Here is a 26,495-nt window from a genome sequence, read left to right as displayed (position 1 = left end):
CCAGCTCCAACGGGTAGTTTCGAACCAAAATGGGCTGCAATGTGAGTACGGTGCAGCCTTGTGCACCAATATAGTGCGCAAAGCTGAACAACGTTAGAAGAAACGCAGGAAGGGGTTTTTCGGTTCTGCGGGTTTGTCTTTCAGCGGGCATTCCGGGCGCACGCCGTAGTCGTCAGCGACGCAAGGTTTGACCTGGCGTTTCTGCGTCAGCGAGATGCGCAGCATGTGGAACGGCTGATTGGCGGTTTTTTCGACCGTCCGCTCTTGGGCGTCGAGGATTTCCACCGACAGGTTGTGGCTGCCCCGGTCGATGTTGCTCAGTGGGAAAACCGGGCTGAGGCCGGGTTCGCCGATTGCCTGACCGTCGAGCAGCAAACGGTAGCGGTGCCCGGCTTGCAGGCCGGGTTCGCTGGTGACGCTGACGATCAACTCGCCGGCACTGCTGCGGATGGTTGCATCAGGTTCCGGGATCAGCAGACGCAGCATGTCGTAACGGAACAGCGGTAATTCGGGCGTTTGTTTTGCGCTGGTGATCGGCAGGGCGGCGGTGGGGTTGGCCGACATGCGGTTGCTGGTTGGCAGCGGCACACGCTTGGCTTTGCCGTGGGTCGGCTGGTCGGTAAACACCCGGTTACCCTGCGCATCAATGTAGGTAAACACCTCGGCCGACGCTGACAGCGCGATCAGCCCCAACAGAACCCCGATGCCCCAGCGCTTCATGGCTTGTGCACTCTGTGCACGGTAAACACCGCTGCGGGGCTTTGCTGGATGATCGCTTCACCGTCGATCACCTGCACCGCCAGCCGATGCTCGCCACGGTCGACATTCACCAGTTGCAGGATCGGCACGTTGCTCGGTTGGCCGTACGGCTGATCATCCAGAAGCAGGCGCAATTTATGCGGCGGTTGCAGGCGCGGCTTGATCAGCACGTTGACGGTAAAGGTGCCGTTGTTGGCGCGCAGGGCTTCCTCGGTGGGCAAGCCTCCCAGTTCCAGAATCTCGTAGGTTTTGTGCGGCTGTTCGCGGGTATCCGATACCGGCGTTGGCGCCGAAGTGCTCGGCGCCTGCGGCTCGACGCGATTGAGCGGCGGCAACTCCACCGCCTGCGCCTGCACGCCGTCGGGCGCATGATCGCTGTAGACCGTGTTGCCGCTGGCGTCGGTGTACTTGTAAATCTGCGCGCTCACAGGGCATGTGACGGCCAGGAGCAACAAGCATGGAAATAGCCGCATTCATTCTCCCTGTGGGCCGCGAAGACTACTCGAACAGTGGAATGTCCTGGCCGCCAGCATAGAACACAATCAGCTCCACTGGTTCGTCGCCGGTCTTAAGGGTGCGAGGCATTGCTACTGTGCCATTTAGGCTTGATCACTGGGCGCTGCTGGCTGCCTTCTCGGTAACCCAGTGGCCTTCGCGCTCTCCGTCGCGGTAGTTGCCGCGTTCGGTGACGCCGCCAACAGTCCGCTCGCTCGGTCCATTGAGCTTGCCATGGCTGTAGGTTTCGAACCCGGTAGCAACCCAGTCCATCTCATCGTAGTTGGCGAGCGTCCAGCGACCCTCGCGCAAACCGTTGCGGTAGTCACCTTGTGCGTATTGCGCATCGTGGAATTCGGTCCATTTTCCCTCGCGCACGCCATTTACATAGCTGCCTGATTCCGAATAGTTGTTCTCTTTGGCAAAGTACCATTCTCCGATGCGCGCACCGTGCTGGTAAGTGCCACGGGAAGCGATCTCGCCGTCGTAGAACGACACCGACTTGCCGTCCTCACTGCCTGTGAACTGCGCCGGCGCGGTCTCCCAGGCGATGCGGCTGACCGTGTAGTTGTAGAGTGTGCGGTCGCCCTCGACGCGGGTGGTGTCGAGCCAGCGCCAGAAGGTAACGGTGAGAAACCGGCCGTCTTTTTCCTGGTAGGTCTTCTTGAAGAAGTACGGTTGAGCATCCGGCGTCGGGTCGCTCAGCGGGTCGTAATATTGGCCGTAATAGCCCACCAGCGTTCCTTGGCTGAAGTCGATCTGATCGAACTCCGGCACGCCGGTTTCTTCGTAATAGAAGCGGTAGTTGAGCGGGGTGATCCGGCCCAGGGCCTTCTTGACTGTCAGTGCGTCGAGGTGTTTCTGCCCGGCGGTGATCCGGTCCAGAGCGCTCTGCAAGTTCGCGACGCGGCTGTAGAGGCGGTCGTTGTCGTTGTACTTGTAGGCGTAAATCTTGTAGAGCCCGTTCTGTCGGAACAGCACGAAGCGAGTCGGATCCTCACTGTCGAGCGACATCAGGAACACCGACTCGATGGACGCTGCGCCGAAATCATCGAGCAGATGCGGCTCTGCAACCGGCGAGTCGCAGACGCAGTAGTAGCCTTTGACCCTGTCGTCTTCCCTGATGAACGCGAGCGTCGCCGCACTCTCCTGCAATCCCTGAATCAACGGATGCGCCAGCGACTTGTTTGCATAAAACTCGGTGGCGCTGACAGTTGAGCAGCCAATGCCGAGCGTCAGGGCGAACAACCACAACCACTTCATACGAATCCTTTCGTCAAGGCGCCGGGCAGGGCGCGAGAGCGGCGGATTATCCATGGATGCGCAGGCACAAAAAAGGCCTCCCGAAGGAGGCCTCTTTTTTGTCACGCCGCGTAGCGCGGCGCTACCGGATCAGCAGCTGTAGTACAGCTCATATTCCAGTGGGTGTACGAAGGTGCGGACTTTGATTTCTTCTTCGCTTTTCAGCGCGATGTAAGCATCGATGAAGTCGTCGGAGAACACGCCGCCCTTGGTCAGGAACGCACGGCCCTTGTCCAGCTCTTCCAGAGCTTCTTTCAGGCTGCCGCAAACTTGTGGGATCTCTTTCGCCTCTTCAGGCGGCAGGTCGTACAGGTTTTTGTCGGCAGCATCGCCTGGGTGGATCTTGTTCTGGATGCCGTCCAGGCCAGCCATCAGCAGTGCTGCGAAAGCCAGGTACGGGTTGGCAGCCGGATCCGGGAAACGTGCTTCGATACGACGGCCTTTAGGGCTGTTGACGTAAGGAATACGGATCGAAGCGGAACGGTTGCGCGCCGAGTAGGCCAGCATTACCGGAGCTTCGAAGCCTGGCACCAGACGCTTGTACGAGTTGGTAGCCGGGTTGGTGAAGCCGTTCAGCGCTTTACCGTGCTTGATGATGCCGCCGATGAAGTACAGAGCGGTTTCCGACAGGCCGGCATAGCCTTCGCCAGCGAAGGTGTTCTTGCCATCTTTGGAGATGGACATGTGTACGTGCATACCCGAACCATTGTCGCCGTACAGCGGCTTCGGCATGAAGGTCGCGGTGCGGCCGTAAGCGTCGGCAACGTTGTGCACAACGTATTTCAGCGTCTGAACTTCGTCAGCTTTCTTCACCAGGGTGTTGAACTTGACACCGATTTCGTTCTGACCGGCAGTTGCCACCTCGTGGTGGTGAACTTCAACGACCTGACCCATCTCTTCCAGTGCGTTGCACATCGAGGTACGGATTTCGTGGTCGTGGTCGAACGGCGGAACCGGGAAGTAGCCGCCTTTCACGCCTGGACGGTGGCCACGGTTGCCGCCTTCCACGTCCTGGTCGGACATCCACGAGCCTTGCTCGGAGAAGATTTTGAACATCGAACCGGAGATGTCGGACTTGAACTTCACTTCGTCGAAGATGAAGAACTCTGGCTCAGGACCGCAGAAAACGGTGTCACCGATACCGGTGGTCTTCAGGTATTCCTCGGCGCGGTGCGCGATGGCGCGCGGGTCGCGATCGTAACCTTGCATGGTCGAAGGTTCGATGATGTCGCAGACCAGGATCAGAGTCGGCTCTTCGGTGAACGGGTCGAGAACGGCAGAATCGTCGTCCGGCAGCAGGATCATGTCGGAGGCTTCGATGCCTTTCCAGCCCGCGATGGAGGAACCGTCGAACATCTTGCCGACTTCGAAGAAGTCGTCTTCCAGCGCATCGCGAGCCGGCATGGTCACGTGGTGCTGAGTGCCTTTGGTGTCCGTGAAGCGCAGATCAATCCACTTGACGTCATGATCTTTGATGAGTTGAACCGACTTCGACATAGTGTCCTCCGGGTGAATTAGGGCGGGTAGTGGATGCCCTTAATAGTGGTGATGCCGGCGCGAATACTCTGCCAAGGCAACCTGCCTCACAAGGGAGCAAATTGCATGCCAGTGCCCCAGCATGGGTTTTTTGCCCCGTATTCACGCTTATAAAGGTGCAAAGCTTCGAAATATAGAAAAACCCGCCCTCTAATGTAGCGTCATTAGCCGGAAATGACCCGTTTTGGTGCGCGCAAAACCTTCTGCACATTAACTGGTTAAACCTTGAGCAATTTCCGCTATAATCCGCGCCCCCCTTTTTCGGCTGGCCCTGCGCGCGCTGTTTTCATGAAATTAATCGTAAAAGTCTTCCCCGAGATCACCATCAAAAGCCGACCTGTCCGGACGAAATTCATCCGCCAGTTGGCCAAGAATATCCGCACCGTGCTCCGTGACCTGGACCCGGCCGTGGTGGTGAACGGTGTGTGGGACAATCTCGAGCTGGAAACGCGCATCAGCGACCCCAAGGCCCTGAAAGAGATGGGCGAGCGCCTGACGTGCATGCCGGGCATCGCGCACTTTTTGCAGATCGACGAGTACCCGCTGGGTGACTTCGACGACATCACCGAGAAGTGCAAACAGCACTACGGTGATGCGCTGGCCGGGAAGATTTTTTCGGTGCGTTGCAAACGTGCCGGCAAGCACACTTTCAGCTCGATGGACGTCGAAAAATACGTCGGCAGCAAGCTGCGCCGTGAGTGCGGCGCCGCCGGAATCGACCTGAAAGCGCCGCAAATCGAAGTCCGGATGGAAATTCGCGACAAACGGTTGTTTGTGATCCACAGCCAACACAATGGCATCGGCGGCTACCCTCTCGGTGCGCTGGAACAGACACTGGTATTGATGTCCGGCGGCTTTGACTCGACGGTTGCCGCGTATCAGATCATGCGCCGCGGCCTGATGAGCCACTTCTGCTTCTTCAATCTGGGCGGTCGCGCCCACGAATTGGGGGTTATGGAAGTCGCGCATTTCATCTGGAAGAAGTACGGCAGCTCGCAACGCGTGTTATTTGTCAGTGTGCCGTTCGAAGAAGTGCTGGGAGAAATTCTCGGCAAAGTCGATAACGGTCATATGGGCGTCGTTTTGAAGCGTATGATGTTGCGCGCGGCTTCCAGTATCGCCGACCGGTTGCAGATCGATGCGCTGGTGACCGGCGAGGCGATCTCTCAGGTTTCCAGTCAGACGCTGCCGAACCTGTCGGTGATCGACTGTGTGACTGACAAGCTTGTTTTGCGACCGCTGATCGTCGCGCACAAGCAGGACATCATCGACACGGCCAACGAGATCGGCACCGCCGATTTCGCCCGGCACATGCCTGAGTACTGCGGCGTCATTTCGGTCAATCCGAAGACCGCAGCCAAGCGCAATCGGGTCGAGCACGAAGAGAAAGAATTCGACATGGCAGTCCTTGAGCGTGCGCTCGAGAACGCCAGACTGGTGCCGATCGATCGGGTGATCGACGAATTGGGCCAGGATTTGCAAATCGAAGAAGTCGGCGAAGCACTGGCCGGTCAGATCGTCATCGACATCCGTCATCCGGATGCCGCTGAGGACGAGCCGCTGGAGCTTGCCGGCATTGAGGTACAGACGATGCCGTTCTATGCAGTGAACGCACGTTTCAAGGAACTGGACCCTACTCGCCAGTACCTGCTGTATTGCGACAAAGGCGTGATGAGTCGCCTGCATGCCCACCATTTGCTCAGTGAGGGGCATGCCAATGTGCGCGTTTATCGACCGAGCTAAGTGCCCGGGGCTGTTTGCCTGTGGCCTGCGTCACCGGCCCCCCGACACCGCCGTCAAGCTGTAACGGCCACGCCGGACACTACTGCTAATCGCTGCCAAGACTTGTCAGCAAACCGAATCCTCTGATCGAGATACACAAGTGATCGAAAATCTACGCAACATCGCCATCATTGCTCACGTTGACCATGGTAAGACCACCCTGGTAGACAAACTCTTGCGTCAATCCGGCACTCTGGAGCGCAACGAGCTCAACGACGAGCGCGTGATGGACTCCAACGACCAGGAAAAAGAGCGCGGTATTACCATTCTGGCGAAAAACACCGCCATCAACTGGAACGGCTACCACATCAACATCGTGGACACCCCGGGCCACGCCGACTTCGGCGGCGAAGTTGAGCGCGTAATGTCGATGGTTGACTCCGTGCTGCTGCTGGTTGACGCTCAAGACGGCCCTATGCCGCAAACCCGTTTCGTGACCAAAAAGGCTTTCGAAGCCGGCCTGCGTCCAATCGTGGTCATCAACAAGGTTGACCGTCCAGGCGCGCGTCCGGACTGGGTTCTGGATCAGATCTTCGACCTGTTCGACAACCTCGGTGCTACCGAAGAACAACTGGACTTCCAGGTTGTTTACGCCTCGGCCCTGAACGGCATTGCCGGTCTGGATCACACCGACATGGCTGAAGACATGACCCCGCTGTACCAAGCGGTTGTCGATCACGTTCCAGCGCCAAAAGTTGACCGTGAAGGTCCGTTCCAGATGCAAATCTCGGCACTGGACTACAACAGCTTCCTGGGTGTTATCGGCGTTGGCCGTATCGCTCGTGGTAGCGTCAAGCCGAACACCCCGGTTGTCGCAATCGGTGCTGATGGCAAGAAGCGTAACGGTCGTATCCTGAAGCTGATGGGTCACCACGGTCTGCACCGTATCGACGTTGAAGAAGCTTTCGCAGGCGACATCGTTTGCGTCAGCGGTATGGACTCGCTGTTCATCTCCGACACCCTGTGCCACCCGGACACTGTCGAGGCGATGAAGCCTCTGACCGTTGACGAGCCAACCGTTTCCATGACCTTCCAGGTCAACGACTCGCCATTCTGCGGTAAAGAAGGCAAGTTCGTGACGTCCCGTAACATCAAGGACCGTCTGGACAAAGAGCTGCTGTACAACGTTGCCCTGAAAGTTGAAGAAGGCGACACCGCTGACAAGTTCAAGGTTTCCGGCCGTGGTGAGTTGCACCTCTCGGTACTGATCGAAACCATGCGTCGCGAAGGCTTCGAGCTGGCCCTGGGCCGTCCGGAAGTGATCATTCGTGAAGTGAACGGCGTTAAACAAGAACCGTTCGAAAACGTGACCATCGACATCCCTGAAGAAGCGCAGGGCAAGGTCATGGAAGAGATGGGTCTGCGTAAAGGCGACCTGAGCAACATGGTCCCGGATGGCAAAGGCCGTGTGCGTCTGGAATACAACATCCCTGCTCGTGGTCTGATCGGTTTCCGTAACCAGTTCCTGACCCTGACCAACGGTGCTGGCATCCTGACCTCGATCTTCGATCGCTACGACACCGTCAAGTCGGGCCACATGTCCGGCCGTCAGAACGGCGTTCTGGTTTCGGTTGAAACCGGCAAGGCTCTGACCTACTCGCTGGAAACTCTGCAGGCGCGTGGCAAGCTGTTCGTTGAGCACGGTCAAGAGATCTACACCGGTCAAATCGTCGGCCAGAACAGCCGCGACAACGACCTGGGTATCAACCCAACCAAAGGCAAGAAGCTCGACAACATGCGTGCTTCGGGTAAAGACGAAACCATCGCTCTGGTTCCACCAGTGAAGTTCACTCTGGAACAGGCTCTGGAATACATCCAGGAAGACGAGCTGTGCGAAGTCACTCCTAAGTCCATCCGTCTTCGCAAGAAGATCCTGGACGAAAGCGAGCGTACCCGCGCTGCGAAGAAAGCCAAGATCTGAGTAATCAGTTCAGGCTGAACGAAAACGCCCCCGGTCGAGAGACCGGGGGCGTTTTTGTTTGTCTGGGGGGAATTTGGTGAGGCTTTTCCCCTCACCCTAACCCTAACCCTCTCCCGGAGGGAGAGGGGACCGACCGGGTTGCTCTGAAGGAATACACCGACCTGAAAGCTCGTGTCGAACTCAGGTTTTGAAAAGCTTGAAGATCTGCTCCCTTTCCCCCTCTCCCATTGGGAGAGGGCTGGGGTGAGGGGTTGGGTCTAAAGCCTTGCGCAGATATCAAAAGCGCTCGATCGGCTTGAAATTCTGCTCACGCACCACTTCCTTCGGCTTGTACGCGCAATACCCTGGACGTGGTCCGATCTTCGGGTGGTTGCGGCAAGTGTCCGGGCGCTTGTCATAAATGGTGCACAAGCGGCTTTTACGATCCAGGTAGTAGCAATCGTTGTTGCTCATGCGCTGCAGGGTGAAGATTCCCGACTTCTGGTTGAAGCGCTCGACCAGCCCGTCCTTTTGCAGACGCTTGGCGATGTTCTTTGGCGGATCGCCCAGTTCGAACTCGTCGACCACGCCGATACGCACCAGATCCTTGATCTTGACCTCGACCGGCAGCGTGCAGCAGCTCGACATGCACGAGCCGCACATCGGTGCCGTGTATTTGGCCCAGGTGTCGAGACGGTCAATCTCGGCTGCGGCGATCAGGTTGGGCTTCATCATCGGGTTTTACCAGGCGTGTGTATCAGGGCGCGCGATCATACCGGGACTGGTGGATTTTTGAACAACCTTTCGCCAGATTTTTTCATCGTGCGCACGCCGAGGCGGACAAATCGGCACGGCCCCTGCATTGATCAGGGCATCCGCCAAGGGAATGCCGTGCCAACTTGCAGATACAGGAAATACTGCCGAACGACATGCCCTACTGCCGGTCAGACCGTCTAGGCTCTGACAATTCCCCGCTCGCTCGAGGTCCTATCGATGACTCAAGAACCACTAGTTCGCGAAGCAGAGGTGGCCGCATTCCGCGATGCCGTCCTGACCAAACTCACCTACGCGGTGGGCAAAGACCCGGATCACGCCTTCGACCATGACTGGTTCGAAGCCATCGCTCTGGCGGCGCGCGATCACATGGTCGAGCACTGGATGGATCACACCCGGCAGATCTACCGCAAAGGCCAGAAGCGGGTCTACTACCTCTCGCTGGAATTCCTCATCGGCCGCTTGCTCTACGACAGCCTGAGCAACCTCGGCCTGCTCGATGTGGCGCGCGAAGCGCTGACTGAGCTGGGCGTTGATCTGGAGCGCATCCGCATTCTCGAACCCGACGCGGCGCTGGGTAACGGCGGCCTCGGACGTCTGGCTGCATGCTTCATGGAAAGCATGTCGACCCTCGGCATCGCCGGCCACGGTTACGGCATTCGTTATGAGCACGGCTTGTTCCGCCAGGCCATCGTTGACGGCTGGCAGCAGGAGCAGACCGAACACTGGCTGGATTTCGGCAACCCGTGGGAATTCGAGCGGCCGGAAGTGGCTTATCCGATCGGCTTCGGCGGCAGCGTCGAAACCGTAATCGATGAAAATGGCAAATCCAAGCAAGTCTGGACACCGGGCGAAACCGTACGCGCCATCGCTTACGACACGCCGGTTGTCGGCTGGCGTGGGGCGAGCGTCAACACCCTGCGCCTGTGGCGCGCCCGCGCCGTGGAAGATTTGCACCTGGAACGCTTCAACGCCGGTGACCACTTGGGGGCGGTGGCCGAAGTCGCCCGCGCCGAAAGTATTTCCCGCGTGCTCTACCCGGCGGACAGCACCGAAGCGGGGCAGGAGTTGCGTCTGCGTCAGGAATATTTCTTCGTCGCCGCGTCGCTGCAGGATTTGCTGCGTCGTCATCGCAACATGCACTCCTCGGTATTGACCCTGGGCGATCACGCCGCGATTCAGCTCAACGACACGCACCCCTCGATTGCCGTCGCTGAACTGATGCGCCAACTGGTCGATGTCTACGACGTTGCCTGGGACGCTGCATGGCAGGTCACGGTCGATACGCTGTCGTACACCAACCACACATTGCTGCCCGAAGCGCTGGAAACCTGGCCGGTCGGCCTGATGGAACGCATGCTGCCGCGGCACATGCAGATCATCTATCTGATCAACGCCCAGCACATCGATTCGCTGCGCGCCAAAGGCATTCACGATTTCGACGTGCTGCGGGCGGTGTCGCTGATCGAGGAAGACAATGGGCGCCGAGTACGCATGGGCAACCTCGCGTTCCTCGGTTCGCACAGCGTCAATGGCGTGTCCGGGCTGCACACGCAGTTGATGCGCGAAACCGTGTTCTCCGAGCTGCACAAGCTGTATCCGGAGCGGATCAACAACAAAACCAACGGCATTACTTTCCGGCGCTGGCTGTATCAGGCCAACCCGGAACTGACCTCGATGCTGGTCGATGCTCTCGGGCCGGACGTGCTTGATCACGCCGAAGACCGCTTGACCGAGCTTGAGCCATTCGCCGAAAAACCAGCGTTCCGCAAAGCCTTCGCCGACCAGCGCCTGCACAGTAAAAAAGCGTTGGCCTATCTGATTCATGAACGGCTGGGGATCGCAGTCAATCCGGCGGCCCTGTTCGACGTGCAGGTCAAGCGCATCCACGAATACAAGCGCCAGTTGCTCAACCTGTTGCACACCGTGGCGCTTTATCAGGCAATTCGTGCCGAGCCGGAAACCGACTGGGTGCCACGGGTGAAAATCTTTGCCGGTAAAGCAGCGGCGAGTTATCACCAGGCCAAGTTGATCATCAAGCTGACCAACGACATCGCCCGCGTGGTCAACAACGATCCGACCGTGCGCGGGCTGCTGAAAGTGGTGTTCCTGCCCAACTACAACGTCAGTCTGGCGGAGAGCATCATTCCGGCGGCGGACTTGTCCGAGCAGATTTCCACGGCCGGTTTTGAAGCATCGGGCACCAGCAACATGAAGTTCGGCCTCAACGGCGCGTTGACCATCGGCACGCTGGACGGTGCCAACGTGGAAATGTGCGAGCGCATCGGTGCCGAGCACATGTTCATTTTCGGCCTCAGCGCCCAGCAGGTCGAAGCGCGCAAACAGAACCACGAGTTCAGCGCCTTGCCGGACATCGCTGCATCGCATCGCCTCAACGATGTGTTGCAGGCGATTCGCAGCGGTGTGTTCTCGCCGGACGACACCTCGCGCTACACCGGATTGATCGATTCGCTGATCGACTACGACCGCTTCCTGGTCTGCGCCGATTTCGACTCCTACTGGAACGCGCAGATGCGCGTGGAAGCGCATTGGCACGACGCTAACCAATGGTGGCGCTCGGCAGTGCTGAACACCTCGCGCATGGGCTGGTTTTCTTCCGACCGGACGATTCGTGAGTACGCCACGGAAATCTGGAAGGCGCTGGAGTAACTTCCAGCACGGCTCGATATACTGGCGCGGCTGAAAAGATCGCAGCCTGCGGCAGCTCCTGCATAACCTGCGCAGGAGCTGCCGCAGGCTGCGATCTTTTTCGATCAGGCTGCGCTAATCTTCCCGGATTAGCCTTCGCGCTCAGGGATATCGACCATGCAATGGATGTTCATGTTGATCGGGCTGCTGCTCGGCGGACTGCTCGACGAGTCGGTCGAGGGCGCGCTGCTCGGTGCATTGCTCGGGCTGGCCATCGGTCAGACGCTGCGCATCGCCCGTCTCGGCGCGCAAGCGGCGCAGCAGCAGCTTCAACTTGAGCAGGCGAAAGTCGCGTTGCAGGGTGTCGAGCAGCGCTTGTTTCTGCTTGAAGGCGCGCGCGTTCAGCCGGCGCCGCCGCCCGTTGTTGCCCCTGCCAGCGAGATCATCGTTGAGCCTGCTCCCGTACCTGAACAAGCCTCCGCCGCAGCCCCTGAATTGATCTGGGAGCTGCCGCCCGAACTCGAACCGCTATCCGCCGCCAGCGTCGAATCAAGCCAGCCGTTGCCGGCCGATGTCTGGCGTGCGGAGCCGATCCCCCGCGAAGCGCCAGCCCCGGCCGAACCGCGAGGCCCGAACCTGTTCGACCGCGCCATCGGTGCCGCGCGAAACTGGTTGTTCGGCGGTAACACCGTGCTGCGAGTCGGCGTGGTGTTGTTGTTCTTCGGCCTGGCATTCCTGCTGCGCTACGCCACTGAAGGCATGGTGGTGCCAATCGAATTGCGTTACGCCGGGGTCGCGGCAGCGGCGCTGGGTCTGCTGGCGCTCGGCTGGTGGCTGCGGCATCGCAACACTAATTACGCGTTGATGCTGCAAGGCACCGGGATTGCGGTGTTGTACCTCACGGTGTTTGCGGCGATGCGCTTGCATCCATTGCTCGATCCGACGGCAGCGCTGGGATTGCTGGTGGCAGTCACGGTGTTCTCGGCGATTCTGGCGATCACTCAGGATTCGCTGGCACTCGCGTGCGCCGCCGCGCTGGGTGGTTTCGCGGCACCGATCCTGACCTCGACCGGTGCCGGCAACCATGTCGCACTGTTCAGCTATTTCGCGCTGCTCAACGCCGGCATTCTCGCCATCGCCTGGTTCAAGGCCTGGCGTCTGCTCAACCTGATCGGGTTTGTCGGCACCTTCGGCATCGGTTTCGCCTGGGGCCTGCGTTCGTATACGCCGGAGCTGCTGTGGAGCACCGAGCCGTTCCTGATCCTGTTTTTCCTGATGTACCTGGCCATCGGCTTGCTGTTCGCCCGGCGCAAGTTGCTCGACATGCCGGATGCGCCGGCCGATGGCGACCGTGAAGCGCTGCTGCACTGGTCGGCGCGCAAGGGAGATTACGTCGATGGAACCATGCTGTTCGGCCCGCCGCTGGTGGGCTTCGGCCTGCAGTTTGCGTTGGTCCAGCATCTGGAATTTACCGCCGCATTCAGCGCGCTGGCGCTGGGTGCGATTTACATGGTTCTGGCCAAGGTATTGATGGGTGGCCGCGCATTGTTGCTGGCGGAAACCTGTCTGGCGCTGGGGGTGATTTTCGCCAGTCTGGCGATTCCGCTGGGCCTCGATGCGCGTTGGACGTCGGCGGCGTGGGCAGTTGAGGGCGCGGGGATTTTCTGGCTCGGTCTGCGTCAGCATCGACCGTTTGCCCGCGCGTTTGCGTTGTTGCTGCAACTGGGTTCGGCATTGGCCTTTCTCAGTCAGTTGCGCATCGGCGAGAGCAGTCTGCTCGACGGTTCGCCGCTGGGCGCATTGATGCTCGGCGCGGCGTTGCTGTTCAGCTTCTATCAACTGCGCCAGGCGTCGCCGGAGCAGGCTTCTGACCGCGAGCGCCAAGGCTTGCCGGTGTTGGCAGCTCTGGGCCTGACGTTCCTTTACCTGCTGGCGCCGCTGTTCTTCTTCACCCACGGCACGGCGATCAGTTGGGCGCTCGCGGGACTGGTGACTTTGTTTGTCGGGCTGCGCCTGCAATCGCGCACCTTTCTGTTCACCGCATTTGCCGTGCAACTGCTTGGCGGCGCGCTGTTTCTGTTGCGTCTGCAAGGCGCAGGGGAGGATTCGGCGGCGGTGTTCAACGCCGGTTGGAGCGGGCTGCTCAGCGCGTCGTTGATCGGTCTGGCGCTGATTGCCGGCATGTTGCTGGCAGCGCGCGACGAGATGGTGCGCAGCGATGTGCGGCTGCTGCGCGGCTTGTCGGTGGTGCTGCTGGCGGGCTTGGTGCTGATCAATCTGGCGGTGCTGTTCGTCCTGCCATGGCAGACCGCGAGCGCGGTGTGGGCGGCCAGCGGATTGTTGATCATCTGGCTCAGTCTGTATCTCAAGCAGCGTGTGAGTTTTGTCTTTGGTCTGCTGTTGCAGTTGATCGGCGGCGCAGCGTTTCTGCTGGCCGGGCCGCAGCTGCTCGGGCCGCTGTCCAGCGAAGGTGTGACGCCGCTGGCGCATGGCGGATTCTGGACGCCGTTGGTGCTGGGGCTGGCGGCCATGGTCGGCGCGTGGCGCTTGCAGCTGGGCAATCACGCTTCGGCGTTCGATGTGTTGAGTTTGCAGCGCCTGTCCGAGGTGCTGCTGATCTGGGGCGCCGGTTGGTGGGCGCTGGCGTGGGTCAGCGAAGTGCTGCGCTTTGCGCCGCTGAACCTGCAAGCGACGTTGCTGCTGTTGATCGCGGCGCTGAGTGTTGCGCTGTGGACACTGTTGTCACTGCGCCTGAGATGGCCGGCACTGGGGCTGCTCTGCACCTTGCTGATTCCGGCTTCAGCGCTGGTGTTGCTCGCAGCGTGGCACTCGCGTTATCACCCGGCGGCTGATTTCGGCTGGCTGGCGTGGGCAGCGGTGTTCGCCGTGCATTTCTTCAGCCTGCGGCGACTGGCGCCGGTGCTGCTGGCGCGCGCGTTGAGCACGGCGCATGTGCTCGGTTGCTGGCTGCTGATCGGCGTGCTGGCGCTGGAGTTGCGCTACGGCTTGCTGTTGTTGTCCGAGCAATACAACGCCTGGCGTTGGCTGGGTTGGGCGATTCTGCCGAGTGTGTATCTGTTGCTGATGGCGGCGCCGCGCAACTGGCCGTGGCCGGTGGCGGCGTTCCCGCGCGAATACCGCTTGTACGCGGCAGCGCCGTTGGCGGTATTGATGCTCGGTTGGTTCTGGCTGGCCAACGCCGTCAGCGACGGCAACGCCGAACCGTTGCCATACGTGCCGCTGATCAACCCATTGGAGTTGGGCCTGCTGTTTGCCCTGTTCGGTGTTTACGTCTGGTCGCGCAGTGCCGTAACGCAACTGTCGATCCGCAAGGATTACGCCGACCACGCCACGCAACTGATCGCTGGTGTTTCGCTGTTCGCCTTGTGCACCGTGCTGGTGATGCGTGCCGCGCACCATTGGGCGGGCGTGCCGTTCGAGCTGGATCAACTGCTCGGTTCGATGCTGGTGCAGGCCGGGTTGTCCATCGTCTGGACGCTGATGGCGTTGGGGCTGATGATCGGCGGGCATCTGCGTCATCGTCGCGAGGTGTGGCTGATCGGCGCGGCGTTGATTGCGCTGGTGGTGACCAAACTGATTTTTGTCGAATTGAGCAACCGTGGCGGGCTGGCGCGGATCGTCTCGTTTATCGGCGTTGGCGTGTTGCTGCTGGTGGTGGGCTACTTCGCGCCGCTGCCGCCAAAACGCGTCGAAGCCGCACCGGCAGCGGACAAACCCGCGCCGGAAACCGAAGGAGTTTCCTCTTGAGTCAAAAGCTGAATCTGGGCTGGCTGCTGCTGGGCGTGGCAATCAGCGTCGGCGCCCAGGAAAAACCGGCGGACTTCACCGCGCAGGTACCGTTGGCCGTGAGTGGCAGCGGGCCGTGGTATCGCCTCGAACTGCCGCTGAACGTGCAATTGCAGGCGCGCCAGACCGATCTCAGCGACTTGCGCGTGTTCAACGCTGCCGGCGAACCACAGGCCTATGCGCTGGCCCGCGAATCGGCGCAGACCCGCGATGACGGCAGGCTCAATGATGTGAAATGGTTCCCGCTGTACAACTCGGCCGATGCCACCGAACGCGCGCCGAGCGTGCGTGTGCAATCCAGCGCCAACGGCACGCTGGTCGAAGTGCAGCCTTCCAGTCAACTGGAAGCAGGCGAAGAAGTGCTGCGCGGCTGGCTGCTCGACGCCAGCGCGATCAAGGCGCCGTTGCAGCAGTTGATCCTCGACTGGACCAGCGAGCGCGACGGCTTCCAGCGCTTCAGCATCGAAGCCAGCGACGACTTGCAGCATTGGCAGGCGTGGGGTGAAGGCCAGGTCGCGCGCCTGACCTTTTCCGATGAGCGGATCGAGCAGCATGAAGTGGCACTGCCGGGGCGATCGGCACGTTACCTGAGGCTGCTATGGGATTCTTCATCCTCCGCACCGATCCTCACCTCCGCGCAACTGAAAAGCAGCGACCCACGTAATCTGCCGCTGCCATTGGTCTGGTCGCAAGCGTTGGCTGGCAGCACTACAAAGGCCGGCGAATACACCTGGCAGTTGCCGATGGAGCTGAACGTCGAGCGCGTGCAGGTCGAGTTGAAGCAGCCGAACAGCCTGGCGCCAGTGACCTTGGCCGGTCGTCGCGAAAGCAGCTTGCCGTGGCAAACATTGAGCAGCGGCTTGCTCTATCGTCTGACGCAGAACGGTCAGGACGTGGTGCAGAACGAATTGCAGCTCTACGGGCAGTCGGTGCAGCAGCTCAAATTGAGCGTTGATGAACGTGGCGGCGGCTTGGGTGAGCAGGCGCCGAGCGTGAAGTACGCGGTGCGCGCGACTCAGGTGATTTTCCTTGCTCGCGGCGCAGGGCCGTACAGCCTGGCGCTGGGCAATCCGACGGTGAAAACCGCGAGCCTGCCGCTATCGACGCTGATTCCCGACTTCACCCCGGCCAAACTCGCCGCACTCGGCAAGGCCACGGTACACGGCGAAGCGGTCGCGACCCCGACTGCGCCGGCCACCGCTACAGTGGCCGAGCAAACCAACTGGAAGAAATTCGGCCTGTGGGCAGTGTTGCTGCTGAGCGTGGTGTTCCTCGGCGCAATGGCTTTCAGTCTGTTGCGCAAGCCGCCGGCGAAGTCCTGAATACGACGGGCGCGCCCCTCGCGCCCGTCGGGTTTCCATCTACGCTTAATGCGATACCTGAACTCTGTGCAGTCGATCACGTCTGATAGCAGGAATTGCACCCGACGCACGTTCCCCGGCGTCATTGCTCGCTACGTTTTCAGACTCCCTGTAAACTGCGCGGGTTTTCAGCCCCCCATTCCACCGGAGCCGTCCATGTCCCGCGTTACCCTGAGTCGCTATCTGATCGAGCAGACCCGTAGCAACAACACACCTGCCGATCTGCGTTTCCTGATCGAAGTGGTGGCGCGCGCCTGTAAGGAAATCAACCACGCCGTCTCCAAAGGCGCCCTGGGCGGTGTTCTGGGCAGCATGGGCACGGAAAACGTGCAAGGCGAAGTGCAGAAGAAACTCGACGTGATCTCCAACGAGATCCTGCTCGAAGCCAACGAATGGGGTGGTCACCTGGCCGGCATGGCGTCCGAAGAAATGGACAATGCCTACCAGATCCCGGGCAAATACCCGAAGGGCGCGTACCTGCTGGTATTCGACCCACTGGACGGTTCGTCGAACATCGACATCAACGCGCCAGTCGGCACGATCTTCTCGGTACTGCGTTGCCCGAACGAATACCTGACCCAGAACGAGCCGCTGAACGAGAAGGCTTTCTTGCAGCCGGGCACCCAACAGGTCGCTGCCGGTTACGCGATCTACGGCCCGCAGACCATGCTGATCCTGACCCTCGGCGACGGCGTCAAAGGCTTCACCCTGGACCGTGAAATGGGCAGCTTCGTCCTGACCCACGAAGACATCACCATTCCTGAAACCACCCAGGAATTCGCGATCAACATGTCCAATCAGCGTCACTGGGAAGCTCCGGTACAGCGCTACGTTGGCGAGTTGCTGGCTGGCGAAGAAGGCCCGCTGAAGAAGAACTACAACATGCGTTGGGTGGCCGCGATGGTAGCCGACGTACACCGCATCCTGACCCGTGGCGGTCTGTTCATGTACCCACGCGACAGCCGCGAGCCGTCCAAGCCGGGCAAACTGCGTCTGATGTACGAAGCCAACCCGATGTCGTTCCTCGTGGAACAGGCAGGCGGCGCGTCCACCGACGGTCACCAGCGCATCCTCGACATCCAGCCTGAAGGCCTGCACCAGCGCGTAGCGGTGTACCTCGGCTCGAAAGAAGAAGTTGCCCGCGTTACGGCTTACCACAAGGAATAAACCATGAACGCGCCCTGGCAGCCGTTGGCGAGCTAGTGGGCGAGTCATAGTTTCAGATGTGAAAGCAAAACCCCGAAGCGTGTGAGCGTTTCGGGGTTTTTTATTTCACGGATTGCCTTGTAGCAATCGCTTCATCAACAGCGTCGGCAGGTTTTTGCGCGTGTCAGCGATGATATGGACGTAAACAATCTGCTCTCGAACTTCATAAATAACGCGATTCAAGCCTGAGATGATTTGTCGATACTGACCAAGATTCAGCCTTTCTATTTCTTCGGGAATGGAGCCTGAATAGGGCTGGGATGCCAAGCCACGAATAGCGACCTTCAAACTGGCATAAGTGCTATGCCAGGTTTGGGCTGAAAACTGTTTAATGAGGTAGGTACGAAGATCTTTGAGGTCTGTTTCGGCGGATTGCAGAATGACGATCTTCAAACTCATTGAGGGTCGATCCTGTCAAGCTCTGCGAAAACGTCTTCGGCATCCCTGAACTTGCCTTCCTCTATCTCTCGATTCCCCATGGCCAGAAGCTTGAGCAAGGCCATCGTGTCTTCTTGCTCTTCAAAGCTTTTGACGTCCATGACGACAAGTTTCGCTTCACCGTTTTGAGTGATCACTAAAGGCTCACGACTTTCGGTGATTGTTTTGACGATTTCGGCTGTGTGGCTTTTCAAATAACTGATGGGCTTGATCTGGGATGAAAGCTTCATGAGTCGAACCTCGGGAAGTTGGATAGGACCGAGTTTAGTCTTAATTCAGTCCTGCGTCAGGCCGAGGTGACGGACGCGTGCCGTCTTCGCCAGATCAGGCGAAGGCGGCATCGAGCGCTTTAGATGCGGAAACTACCCACCAACTGCTTCAACCGCGCAGCCTGCTGTTCCAGATCCGAACAAGCCCGCAATGTCGCCTGCAAGTTCTCCACGCCTTCCTGGTTCAGCGTGTTGATCTCGTTGATATCCACGTTGATCGACTCAACCACCGCCGTCTGTTCCTCAGTCGCGGTCGCTACCGACTGGTTCATGCCGTCGATCTCGCCGATACGCTGAGTCACGCTGCCCAGTCGCTCACCGGCCTGATTGGCAATGCCGACGCTGCTTTCACTCTGGCGCTGGCTGTCGGTCATGGTGCTCACCGCCTGACGCGCGCCGACTTGCAGCTCTTCGATCATCTTCTGCACTTGCTGCGCTGAATCCTGAGTGCGGTGCGCGAGGTTGCGCACTTCATCGGCAACCACGGCAAAACCACGCCCGGCTTCACCGGCGCGGGCGGCTTCGATCGCGGCGTTGAGTGCCAGCAGATTGGTCTGCTGCGAGATGCTGGTGATCACTTCCAGAATCTGCCCGATGTTCACGGTGTTGCTGTTAAGGGTTTCGATGTTGCCGCACGAATCGCTGATCTTCGCCGACAGCTGTTGCATCGCGGCGATGGTTTTATCCACCACCTGCTGACCGTCTTCGGCCAGGCTGCGTGCGTCGCTGGAGTGCTGCGAAGCGAGAGCGGCGTTCTGCGCAATTTCCTGCGCGGCGGCGCCGAGCTGGTTGATTGCGGCGGCCACGCTGCTGGTGCGAGTGGCTTGCTGGTCGGAGTTGTACATCGACGAGTTCGACGCGGCGACCACGCGCAGGGCGACTTCGTTGACCTGGCCGGTGGCCGAGGACACTTCGCGAATCGAGGTGTGAATGCGCTCGACGAAACGGTTGAACGAGGTGCCCAGGGCGCCGAATTCATCATTGCCGTAAATAGTCAGACGTTTGGTCAGGTCGCCTTCACCTTCGGCGATGTCATGCATGGCGCGGCCCATGGTCAGCAGCGGTTGCATCAGCACGCGGATCAGCATGCCGAGCAGGCCGATGATGATCAGCACGGCGATAACCATGGCGATCAGCGCCGAGGTGCGGAATTCGCTGAGCATCGCGAACGCGGTGTCTTTGTCCAGCACCAGCGCCACGTACCAGTCAGCCGACGGCACGCCGTTGACGCGGGTGAAGGAGATCAACTGGGTCTTGCCGTCGAACTCGACTTCTTTCAGCCCCGGACTGACTTTTGGTGCAACGTTCGGGTACACCTCGGTCAAGGTTTTCAGCACCAGTTTGCTGTCCGGGTGAATCAGGATCTTGCCGTCGGCGCTGACGATGAACGCATGACCATGGCCGCCGAAGTTCAGCAAGTTGATGATTGCGCTGACGCTGGTCAGATCGATGTCCGCACCGGCCACACCAATCATCTGACCCTGACGCTGCACCGGGGTGGCGACGGTGATCACCAATTTGCCCGATGAAGCCGCGATGTACGGTTCAGTGACGATGGTTTGCTGTGCGGCGTTGGCAGCCTTGTACCAGCCACGAACGCGCGGGTCATAGTCCGGCGCACGATTACCGGCGGGCACCGAAAACATCACGCCGTCCACGCCGCCGAAATAGCTCAGTTGAAAGTTGCCGGTGTAGGCAGGCAGATCGATGATGCGTTTCAGGCTCGCAGGAGCATTGCCGTCGGCGACCACTTGCTGCGACATCGATTGCAGCAGCTGAATGCGGCTCTCGAGCCAGGTCTGAATGTTGCTGGTGGTCAGACTGCCCAGTTCCTGCATCGATGCTTCGGTGCTGGTTTGCAATGCCTCGCGCTGGCGATAGTCGTTGAACAGGATGAAACAGGCGAACGCAACAGCCACCACAAGCGCGGCTGCCAGCAAGATCTTGTGGCTGAACTTCATGTTTCTGGTCATTAAGAGAGCTACCGCGAGGGTCAAATCGAGAAAGGGCGGCAATTTGCCACATCGGGAGGCGTTGCGCTGCTCTTGTGTCGACCGGTTCACGCCAAAGATTAGGCGCCGTCCGTGAATTGCGACGAAATGCTCAATAGCCCCAAAAAGTGTTTGATTTATGGGTAAAAGCCAGACGAATGACCTGATAAATAGCCTTCAGTACAGGGAACCAGATAAGGCTTTTCTCTTCTAAGCTTCTGGTTGGCACCATGCCATCCCCCCTCGTTTCAGGAGTTACACCATGTCGCTGCGATCTATCGCCTTGCTGTCGTTCTGCGTGTTGTTGGCCGCGTGCGGCAAAATCAATCAGGAAAACTATTCGAAGCTGTCGGCCGGCATGCCGAAAGCCGAAGTCGAGACCTTGCTCGGCAAACCCACCGATTGCTCGGGCGCGCTTGGTATGTCCAGTTGCACCTGGGGCGACAAGAACAGCTTTATCAGCGTGCAGTACGCCGGTGACAAAGTGCTGATGTTTTCCGGCCAAGGCCTGAAGTAAACCGGGGCTACACGCCCACGGGAGAAAAACAATGAAGCGGTTATTGCTTGTTCTTTTTGCCGGCCTGGTATTGGCCGGCTGCGCCACCAGCGGTGAAGATCCGTTGGCGCCGAAAACGGTCGACAGTGTCAATCTCAAGCGTTATCAGGGCACCTGGTACGAGCTGGCCCGGTTGCCGATGTACTTCCAGCGCAACTGCGCGCAATCCGAAGCCCGTTACACGCTCAAGCCGGATGGCAATGTCGGCGTGTTCAACCGCTGCCTGACGGCGGACTGGCAATGGGAAGAGGCCAAAGGCACGGCTTATCCACAGGTGCCGGGCAAGACCGACAAATTGTGGGTCGAGTTTGATAACTGGTTTTCGCGTCTGATTCCGGGTGTGGCGAAGGGGCAATATTGGGTGTTGTACGTCAGCGACGATTACAAGACCGCCATCGTCGGCGACCCGAGTCGCAAGTACCTGTGGCTGCTGTCGCGTACACCGACCGTCAACGGGGTGGTGCGTGAAGAATTGCTGAGCAAGGCGCGTCAGCAGGGTTACGACACCACGCGCCTGATCTGGCGGGCGTCCGATCGGCAGATGGCCAAGACCTCGCATTAAAAGCTAAAAGATCGCAGCCTGCGGCAGCTCCTACAGGGAAAACACCATTCCCGTGTAGGAGCTGCCGAAGGCTGCGAGCTTTTGATTTTCTTATCCTAAAAGTTCACGCAGCACCTGGGTGAACGCGCGATTGCTGTCTTCCTCGGCAGCATGCCGCCCTTCACGCACCACCCAATGGCCGTTGACCAGTACATCGCGAACCTGCCGATCCCCCCCAGCAAACAACCAGCGATTCAAAATCCCGTCACCCTTGGCGGTCGCCAGATATGGATCGTTGCCATCAAGCACTATCCAGTCCGCACGCTTGCCAACTTCCAGCGCCCCAATCGGCTGGCCCAACGCCTGAGCACCCCCGTCCAGCGCCGCGTCATACAGCGTGCGCCCGACCATCGGCTGATCCGCGCCATACAAACGATTACGCCGTTGATCACGCAGCCGCTGGCCGTATTCCAGCCAACGCAATTCTTCCACCACGCTCAACGACACATGGCTGTCGGAACCGATGCCCATCCGCCCACCCTGCGCGAGAAAATCCACCGCCGGAAAAATCCCGTCGCCCAGATTGGCTTCAGTGGTCAGGCACAGGCCGGCAATCGCACGACTCGTGGCCATCAGCGTGACTTCTTCGGGGTTGGCGTGAGTCGCGTGCACCAGACACCAGCGCTGATCGACTTCGGTGTTTTCGTACAGCCATTGCAGCGGGCGGCGGCCGCTCCAGCTCAGGCAGTCGTCGACTTCCTTCTGCTGCTCGGCGATGTGAATGTGGATCGGGCACTGCTGGTCGCTGGCCGCCAGCACGTCGCTGATCTGCTGCGGTGTGACCGCGCGCAACGAGTGGAAACACAATCCCAGCGATTGGGCTTTTTGCTGCGCGAGCAGGGGTTGCAGGCGCGCTTGCAGGTTCAGGTAATTCTCGGTGCTATTGATAAAGCGGCGCTGGCCATCGTTCGGCGTCTGGCCACCGAAACCGCTGTGGCTGTAGAGCACCGGCAGCAGGGTCAGACCGATCCCGGCGGCGCTCGCAGCCTGGCTGATTTGCAGCGCCAGTTCAGCCGGATCGGCGTACGGCTGGCCATTAATGTCGTGATGCACGTAGTGGAATTCTGCGACCGAGGTGTAGCCGGCCTTGAGCATTTCGATGTACAGCTGACGGGCGATCACGCCGAGTTGATCCGGGCTGATTTTTCCAACAAGGCGATACATCAGATCGCGCCAGGTCCAGAAACTGTCGTTCGGATTGCCGGCAACTTCGGCCAGTCCGGCCATGGCGCGCTGGAACGCGTGGGAGTGCAGATTGGGCATGCCCGGCAGCAGCGGACCGCTCAGCCGTTCGGCGCCATCTGCTGTGGAATCGGCCTGGATTCGGGTCAGAACGCCGTCGGCGCTGACCTCAAGACGTACATCATTGGCCCATCCGTTAGGCAGCAGCGCGCGTTCGGCAAAGAAGGCGGACATGGTTGAGCACCCCATCGTGTGTTATTTGTATATACATATACAGACGTTTGCCTGCCCGGTAAACTCCGGCAAGCTAGCGACCTTCATCCAATGAACAGGGATCAACCGTGCCGACTCCGCCTCCAGTTTCTCCGTTGGCCGCGAACATGGGCGACAGTCCGGCGCCTTTGTACGCCCGCGTCAAACAGATGATCACCCAGCAGATCGACAGCGGTAACTGGCCTCCGCATTACCGCGTGCCGTCGGAAAGCGAACTGGTCAGCCAACTCGGTTTCAGCCGCATGACCATCAACCGCGCGCTGCGCGAAATGACTGCCGACGGCCTGTTGGTGCGCATGCAAGGCGTCGGTACTTTCGTTGCCGAACCGAAGAGCCAGTCCGCGCTGTTCGAAGTGCACAACATCGCCGACGAGATCGCCTCGCGCGGTCATCGCCACACTTGCCAGGTGATCACCCTGGAAGAAGAGGCCGCCGGTTCCGAGCGCGCGCTGGCGCTGGACATGCGCGAAGGGCAGAAGGTCTTTCATTCGTTGATCGTGCATTTCGAAAACGACATTCCGGTGCAAATCGAAGACCGTTTCGTCAACGCGCTGGTCGCCCCGGAATACCTCAAGCAGGACTTCACCCTGCAAACGCCTTACGCCTATCTGAACCAGGTCGCACCGCTGACCGAAGGTGAGCACGTGGTCGAGGCGATCCTCGCTGAAGCGTCCGAATGCAAATTGCTGCAGATCGAACCAGGCGAGCCATGCCTGCTGATCCGCCGTCGCACCTGGTCGGGTCGTCAGCCGGTCACGGCGGCGCGCCTCATTCATCCCGGTTCTCGTCATCGTCTGGAAGGGCGGTTTCATAAATGAAACAGGTTAAGGTTTTACGCGCAGAAGGCTATCCGCGCATGCCGTGGAAAAACGGCGGCGGCAGCACTGAAGAGATTACCCGTGACGCTGGCGCTGGCCTCGATGGTTTCGGCTGGCGTCTGTCGATTGCCGACATCGCTGAATCTGGCGGCTTCTCGAGCTTCGCCGGTTACCAACGAGTGATCACAGTGTTGCAAGGCGACGGCATGACATTGTGCGTTGACGGCGACGACACGTGTTCTCTGTTACCCCTCGACCCGTTTGCCTTCAGCGGTGAAAGTCAGGTTTCCTGCACGTTGCTCGGCGGCGCAATTCGTGACTTCAACCTGATCTATGCGCCGCAACGTTACAGCGCACGGCTGCAATGGCTGGTTGGCGAGCAGCGGTTTTTCAGCTCGGCGGGGACGGTGTTGGTGTTCAGTGTCAGTGAGCTGCTGGAAGTGGTGGTCGGTGACAGCGCAGCGCAACTGGGCCGGCATGATTGTCTGCAACTGGACGGTAACAGCGGGTTGGTCGAGATTGCCGTTGATGCGGGTTGCTGCGTAATTGAACTGACTGCACGCTAGTTCCCGATTCAACGAATACCTTGTGGCGAGGGAGCTTGCTCCCGCTGGGCTGCGAAGCGGCCCCAATTCGGTGTACACCGAATTGGGAGTCCTTCGGCCTCCAGCGGGAGCAAGCTCCCTCGCCACAATTGCGTTCACAACTCTTGTTCCCCAAAGCGCACCAACTTGTTACCGAACGCCCCAGCGTGGCGCAAAACCACGCTCATATGACGCCCGCCGCAACGCCTCGATAATCCCCGCTTAAAATTTCATCCAAGCCAAAACCCCTGATCCAGAAGCCCTCCAGCCCTGGCCGCAATTTTTCTGAAACATCCCTCCACCAAGTTGGCCGCTCGATTGCATATGCTTGTATGTACAAGTAAAGACGTATGCGTATGAGTCGATCGAGACTCTCCGCAGCGTCCACTGATTCGCTGGTCGCGCATTGAGGCGCACAGCTGCTTGCCCACTGCCAGGGTTGGTTTGAATTGATCGCTGAGGAGTCTTTTTCGTGACTGACAATAAGCCTACAACTGCCGTTTATACAAAGAGACGTGACGTCGAAATCCGTGCCGCACGCGGTAACACGCTGACCGCCAAGAGCTGGCTGACCGAAGCGCCGCTGCGCATGTTGATGAACAACCTCGACCCGGAAGTCGCCGAGAACCCGAAAGAGCTGGTGGTTTACGGTGGCATCGGCCGCGCCGCGCGTAACTGGGAATGCTACGACAAGATCGTCGAAAGCCTGACCAACCTGAATGACGACGAGACCCTGTTGGTGCAATCCGGCAAGCCGGTCGGTGTATTCAAGACCCACAGCAATGCGCCACGCGTGCTGATCGCCAACTCCAACCTGGTGCCACACTGGGCGAGCTGGGAGCACTTCAACGAACTCGACGCCAAGGGCCTGGCCATGTACGGCCAGATGACCGCCGGCAGCTGGATCTACATCGGCAGCCAGGGCATCGTTCAAGGCACCTACGAAACCTTCGTCGAAGCCGGTCGCCAGCACTACAACGCTGACCTCAAGGGTCGCTGGGTGCTGACCGCAGGCCTCGGTGGCATGGGCGGCGCGCAGCCTCTCGCCGCAACCCTGGCCGGTGCGTGCTCGCTGAACATCGAGTGCCAGCAGGTCAGCATCGATTTCCGTCTGAACAGCCGTTACGTCGACGAGCAAGCCACCGACCTCGATGACGCACTGGCGCGTATCGACAAATACACCAAAGAGGGTAAGGCGATCTCCATCGCGCTGCTGGGTAACGCGGCGGAAATCCTGCCGGAACTGGTCAAGCGTGGCGTACGCCCGGACATGGTCACTGACCAGACCAGTGCCCACGATCCACTCAACGGTTACCTGCCAGCCGGTTGGACTTGGGAAGAGTATCGCGCTCGCGCCAAGACCGAGCCTGCTGCCGTGGTCAAAGCCGCCAAGCAATCGATGGCAGTACACGTCAAAGCGATGCTGGAATTCCAGAAGATGGGCATCCCGACTTTCGACTACGGCAACAACATCCGTCAGATGGCCCAGGAAGAGGGCGTCGAGAATGCATTCGACTTCCCGGGTTTCGTACCGGCTTATATCCGTCCGCTGTTCTGCCGCGGCATCGGTCCGTTCCGTTGGGCTGCACTGTCGGGCGATCCACAAGACATCTACAAAACCGACGCCAAGGTCAAAGAGCTGATCCCTGACGACGCCCATCTGCACAACTGGCTGGACATGGCCCGCGAGCGCATCAGCTTCCAGGGTCTGCCGGCACGTATTTGCTGGGTCGGCCTGGGCCTGCGCGCCAAGCTCGGTCTGGCGTTCAACGAGATGGTGCGTAGCGGTGAATTGTCGGCGCCAATCGTCATCGGTCGCGACCACCTGGACTCCGGTTCCGTCGCCAGCCCGAACCGTGAAACCGAATCGATGCAGGACGGTTCCGACGCCGTGTCCGACTGGCCATTGCTCAACGCTCTGCTGAACACCGCGAGCGGCGCGACCTGGGTTTCCCTGCACCACGGCGGCGGCGTCGGCATGGGCTTCTCCCAGCACTCGGGCATGGTGATTGTCTGCGACGGTACTGACGAAGCGGCCGAGCGTATTGCCCGTGTGCTGCACAACGACCCGGCCACCGGTGTCATGCGTCACGCCGATGCGGGTTACCAGATCGCCATCGACTGCGCCAAGGAACAAGGCCTGAACCTGCCGATGATCACCGGCAAATAAACACCCGAGCCAACCCTTCCAATAACAATCCACAGAGGTTGA

The 26,495-nt window shown here is 59.6% G+C and carries 20 protein-coding genes and 2 pseudogenes; 12 read left to right on the top strand and 10 right to left on the bottom strand.

Going from position 1 to position 26,495, the window contains the following annotated elements; translation table 11 throughout:
- Nucleotides 1–93: 93 nt before the first annotated feature.
- From ACOI8A_RS16905 to glnA, 4 genes are all read right to left on the bottom strand, one after another.
- Nucleotides 94–720, bottom strand: coding sequence for a DUF4124 domain-containing protein (locus ACOI8A_RS16905; protein ID WP_420657781.1), 627 nt, complete (start codon nucleotides 718–720; stop codon nucleotides 94–96).
- Nucleotides 717–1,232 carry a DUF4124 domain-containing protein gene (locus ACOI8A_RS16900; protein WP_420651275.1) on the bottom strand — a complete coding sequence of 172 codons (516 nt, stop codon included), beginning with the start codon at nucleotides 1,230–1,232 and terminating at the stop codon, nucleotides 717–719. Before ACOI8A_RS16900 ends, ACOI8A_RS16905 begins: the two co-directional genes overlap by 4 nt.
- Before the next feature lie 136 nt (nucleotides 1,233–1,368).
- Nucleotides 1,369–2,517, bottom strand: coding sequence for a toxin-antitoxin system YwqK family antitoxin (locus ACOI8A_RS16895; RefSeq protein ID WP_420646844.1), 1,149 nt, complete (start codon nucleotides 2,515–2,517; stop codon nucleotides 1,369–1,371).
- 129 nt (nucleotides 2,518–2,646) lie between these two features.
- Nucleotides 2,647–4,053 carry a glutamate--ammonia ligase gene (gene glnA, locus ACOI8A_RS16890; protein ID WP_420646845.1) on the bottom strand — a complete coding sequence of 469 codons (1,407 nt, stop codon included), beginning with the start codon at nucleotides 4,051–4,053 and terminating at the stop codon, nucleotides 2,647–2,649.
- A 327-nt stretch (nucleotides 4,054–4,380) separates the two neighbouring features.
- Between glnA and thiI the strand changes: the two genes are divergently transcribed.
- Both thiI and typA read left to right on the top strand, forming a co-directional pair.
- Nucleotides 4,381–5,835, top strand: a complete 1,455-nt coding sequence (gene thiI / locus ACOI8A_RS16885) for a tRNA uracil 4-sulfurtransferase ThiI (RefSeq protein ID WP_420646846.1) — start codon at nucleotides 4,381–4,383, stop codon at nucleotides 5,833–5,835.
- A 139-nt stretch (nucleotides 5,836–5,974) separates the two neighbouring features.
- Nucleotides 5,975–7,795: a translational GTPase TypA gene (typA, locus tag ACOI8A_RS16880; protein ID WP_420646847.1), complete on the top strand. Its 1,821-nt coding sequence runs from the start codon at nucleotides 5,975–5,977 to the stop codon at nucleotides 7,793–7,795.
- Nucleotides 7,796–8,071: 276 nt separating this feature from the next.
- Here the strand turns inward: typA and ACOI8A_RS16875 are convergent, their stop codons facing one another.
- On the bottom strand, nucleotides 8,072–8,509 hold the full coding sequence (locus tag ACOI8A_RS16875) for a YkgJ family cysteine cluster protein (protein ID WP_420646848.1): 438 nt from the start codon (nucleotides 8,507–8,509) through the stop codon (nucleotides 8,072–8,074).
- Between the two features lie 258 nt (nucleotides 8,510–8,767).
- On the opposite strand from ACOI8A_RS16875, the gene ACOI8A_RS16870 reads away from it, so the two are divergent.
- The 5 genes and pseudogenes from ACOI8A_RS16870 to ACOI8A_RS16850 all read left to right on the top strand — a co-directional run bounded on the left by ACOI8A_RS16870 (nucleotide 8,768) and on the right by ACOI8A_RS16850 (nucleotide 17,532).
- Nucleotides 8,768–11,218 carry a glycogen/starch/alpha-glucan phosphorylase gene (locus ACOI8A_RS16870; protein WP_420646849.1) on the top strand — a complete coding sequence of 817 codons (2,451 nt, stop codon included), beginning with the start codon at nucleotides 8,768–8,770 and terminating at the stop codon, nucleotides 11,216–11,218.
- Nucleotides 11,202–11,252 (top strand): annotated as a pseudogene (locus ACOI8A_RS16865) (hypothetical protein); the annotation flags it as partial. The gene ACOI8A_RS16870 and the pseudogene ACOI8A_RS16865, both read left to right, overlap by 17 nt.
- Before the next feature lie 122 nt (nucleotides 11,253–11,374).
- Complete coding sequence (locus ACOI8A_RS16860; protein WP_420646850.1) at nucleotides 11,375–14,965, top strand: DUF2339 domain-containing protein; 3,591 nt, start codon at nucleotides 11,375–11,377, stop codon at nucleotides 14,963–14,965.
- A complete protein-coding gene (locus tag ACOI8A_RS16855; protein ID WP_420646851.1) occupies nucleotides 14,962–16,326 on the top strand; it encodes a DUF3999 domain-containing protein in 1,365 nt (454 codons plus the stop codon). Before ACOI8A_RS16860 ends, ACOI8A_RS16855 begins: the two co-directional genes overlap by 4 nt.
- A gap of 195 nt (nucleotides 16,327–16,521) precedes the next feature.
- Nucleotides 16,522–17,532: a class 1 fructose-bisphosphatase gene (locus ACOI8A_RS16850; RefSeq protein WP_420646852.1), complete on the top strand. Its 1,011-nt coding sequence runs from the start codon at nucleotides 16,522–16,524 to the stop codon at nucleotides 17,530–17,532.
- 105 nt (nucleotides 17,533–17,637) lie between these two features.
- Here ACOI8A_RS16850 and ACOI8A_RS16845 read toward each other — a convergent pair whose 3' ends face one another.
- The 4 genes and pseudogenes from ACOI8A_RS16845 to ACOI8A_RS16830 form a co-directional block, all read right to left on the bottom strand.
- The gene (locus ACOI8A_RS16845; RefSeq protein ID WP_420646853.1) at nucleotides 17,638–17,970 is read right to left on the bottom strand and encodes a type II toxin-antitoxin system RelE/ParE family toxin; all 333 of its coding nucleotides are present in this window, start codon (nucleotides 17,968–17,970) and stop codon (nucleotides 17,638–17,640) included.
- Complete coding sequence (locus ACOI8A_RS16840) at nucleotides 17,967–18,239, bottom strand: type II toxin-antitoxin system Phd/YefM family antitoxin (RefSeq protein WP_420646854.1); 273 nt, start codon at nucleotides 18,237–18,239, stop codon at nucleotides 17,967–17,969. Before ACOI8A_RS16840 ends, ACOI8A_RS16845 begins: the two co-directional genes overlap by 4 nt.
- Before the next feature lie 119 nt (nucleotides 18,240–18,358).
- On the bottom strand, nucleotides 18,359–19,123 hold the full coding sequence (locus ACOI8A_RS16835) for a methyl-accepting chemotaxis protein (protein WP_420647165.1): 765 nt from the start codon (nucleotides 19,121–19,123) through the stop codon (nucleotides 18,359–18,361).
- Nucleotides 19,124–19,216: 93 nt separating this feature from the next.
- A pseudogene (locus ACOI8A_RS16830) lies at nucleotides 19,217–20,239 on the bottom strand (cache domain-containing protein); the annotation flags it as partial.
- Between the two features lie 292 nt (nucleotides 20,240–20,531).
- Here ACOI8A_RS16830 and ACOI8A_RS16825 point away from each other — a divergent pair.
- Both ACOI8A_RS16825 and ACOI8A_RS16820 read left to right on the top strand, forming a co-directional pair.
- Nucleotides 20,532–20,786 (top strand): hypothetical protein, encoded by a 255-nt coding sequence (locus ACOI8A_RS16825; protein WP_420646855.1) that lies wholly within the window; start codon nucleotides 20,532–20,534, stop codon nucleotides 20,784–20,786.
- Between the two features lie 31 nt (nucleotides 20,787–20,817).
- Nucleotides 20,818–21,387: a lipocalin family protein gene (locus ACOI8A_RS16820; protein ID WP_420646856.1), complete on the top strand. Its 570-nt coding sequence runs from the start codon at nucleotides 20,818–20,820 to the stop codon at nucleotides 21,385–21,387.
- 90 nt (nucleotides 21,388–21,477) lie between these two features.
- Here ACOI8A_RS16820 and ACOI8A_RS16815 read toward each other — a convergent pair whose 3' ends face one another.
- Nucleotides 21,478–22,842, bottom strand: a complete 1,365-nt coding sequence (locus ACOI8A_RS16815) for a formimidoylglutamate deiminase (RefSeq protein ID WP_420646857.1) — start codon at nucleotides 22,840–22,842, stop codon at nucleotides 21,478–21,480.
- A 146-nt stretch (nucleotides 22,843–22,988) separates the two neighbouring features.
- On the opposite strand from ACOI8A_RS16815, the gene hutC reads away from it, so the two are divergent.
- The 3 genes from hutC (at nucleotide 22,989) to hutU (ending at nucleotide 26,453) form a co-directional block, all read left to right on the top strand.
- Nucleotides 22,989–23,699, top strand: a complete 711-nt coding sequence (hutC, locus tag ACOI8A_RS16810; protein ID WP_420647166.1) for a histidine utilization repressor — start codon at nucleotides 22,989–22,991, stop codon at nucleotides 23,697–23,699.
- Entirely contained in the window at nucleotides 23,696–24,265 is a 570-nt protein-coding gene (locus tag ACOI8A_RS16805) for a HutD family protein (RefSeq protein ID WP_420646858.1), read from the top strand. Before hutC ends, ACOI8A_RS16805 begins: the two co-directional genes overlap by 4 nt.
- A gap of 490 nt (nucleotides 24,266–24,755) precedes the next feature.
- The gene (gene hutU / locus ACOI8A_RS16800) at nucleotides 24,756–26,453 is read left to right on the top strand and encodes a urocanate hydratase (RefSeq protein ID WP_420646859.1); all 1,698 of its coding nucleotides are present in this window, start codon (nucleotides 24,756–24,758) and stop codon (nucleotides 26,451–26,453) included.
- Nucleotides 26,454–26,495: the final 42 nt, after the last annotated feature.

The sequence above is a fragment of the Pseudomonas sp. P4795 genome (assembly GCF_048822895.1).
Classification (GTDB): Bacteria; Pseudomonadota; Gammaproteobacteria; order Pseudomonadales; family Pseudomonadaceae; genus Aquipseudomonas.
Note: the sequence above shows the minus strand (reverse complement) of the source record. Positions and strands in the feature narration are given on the sequence as shown.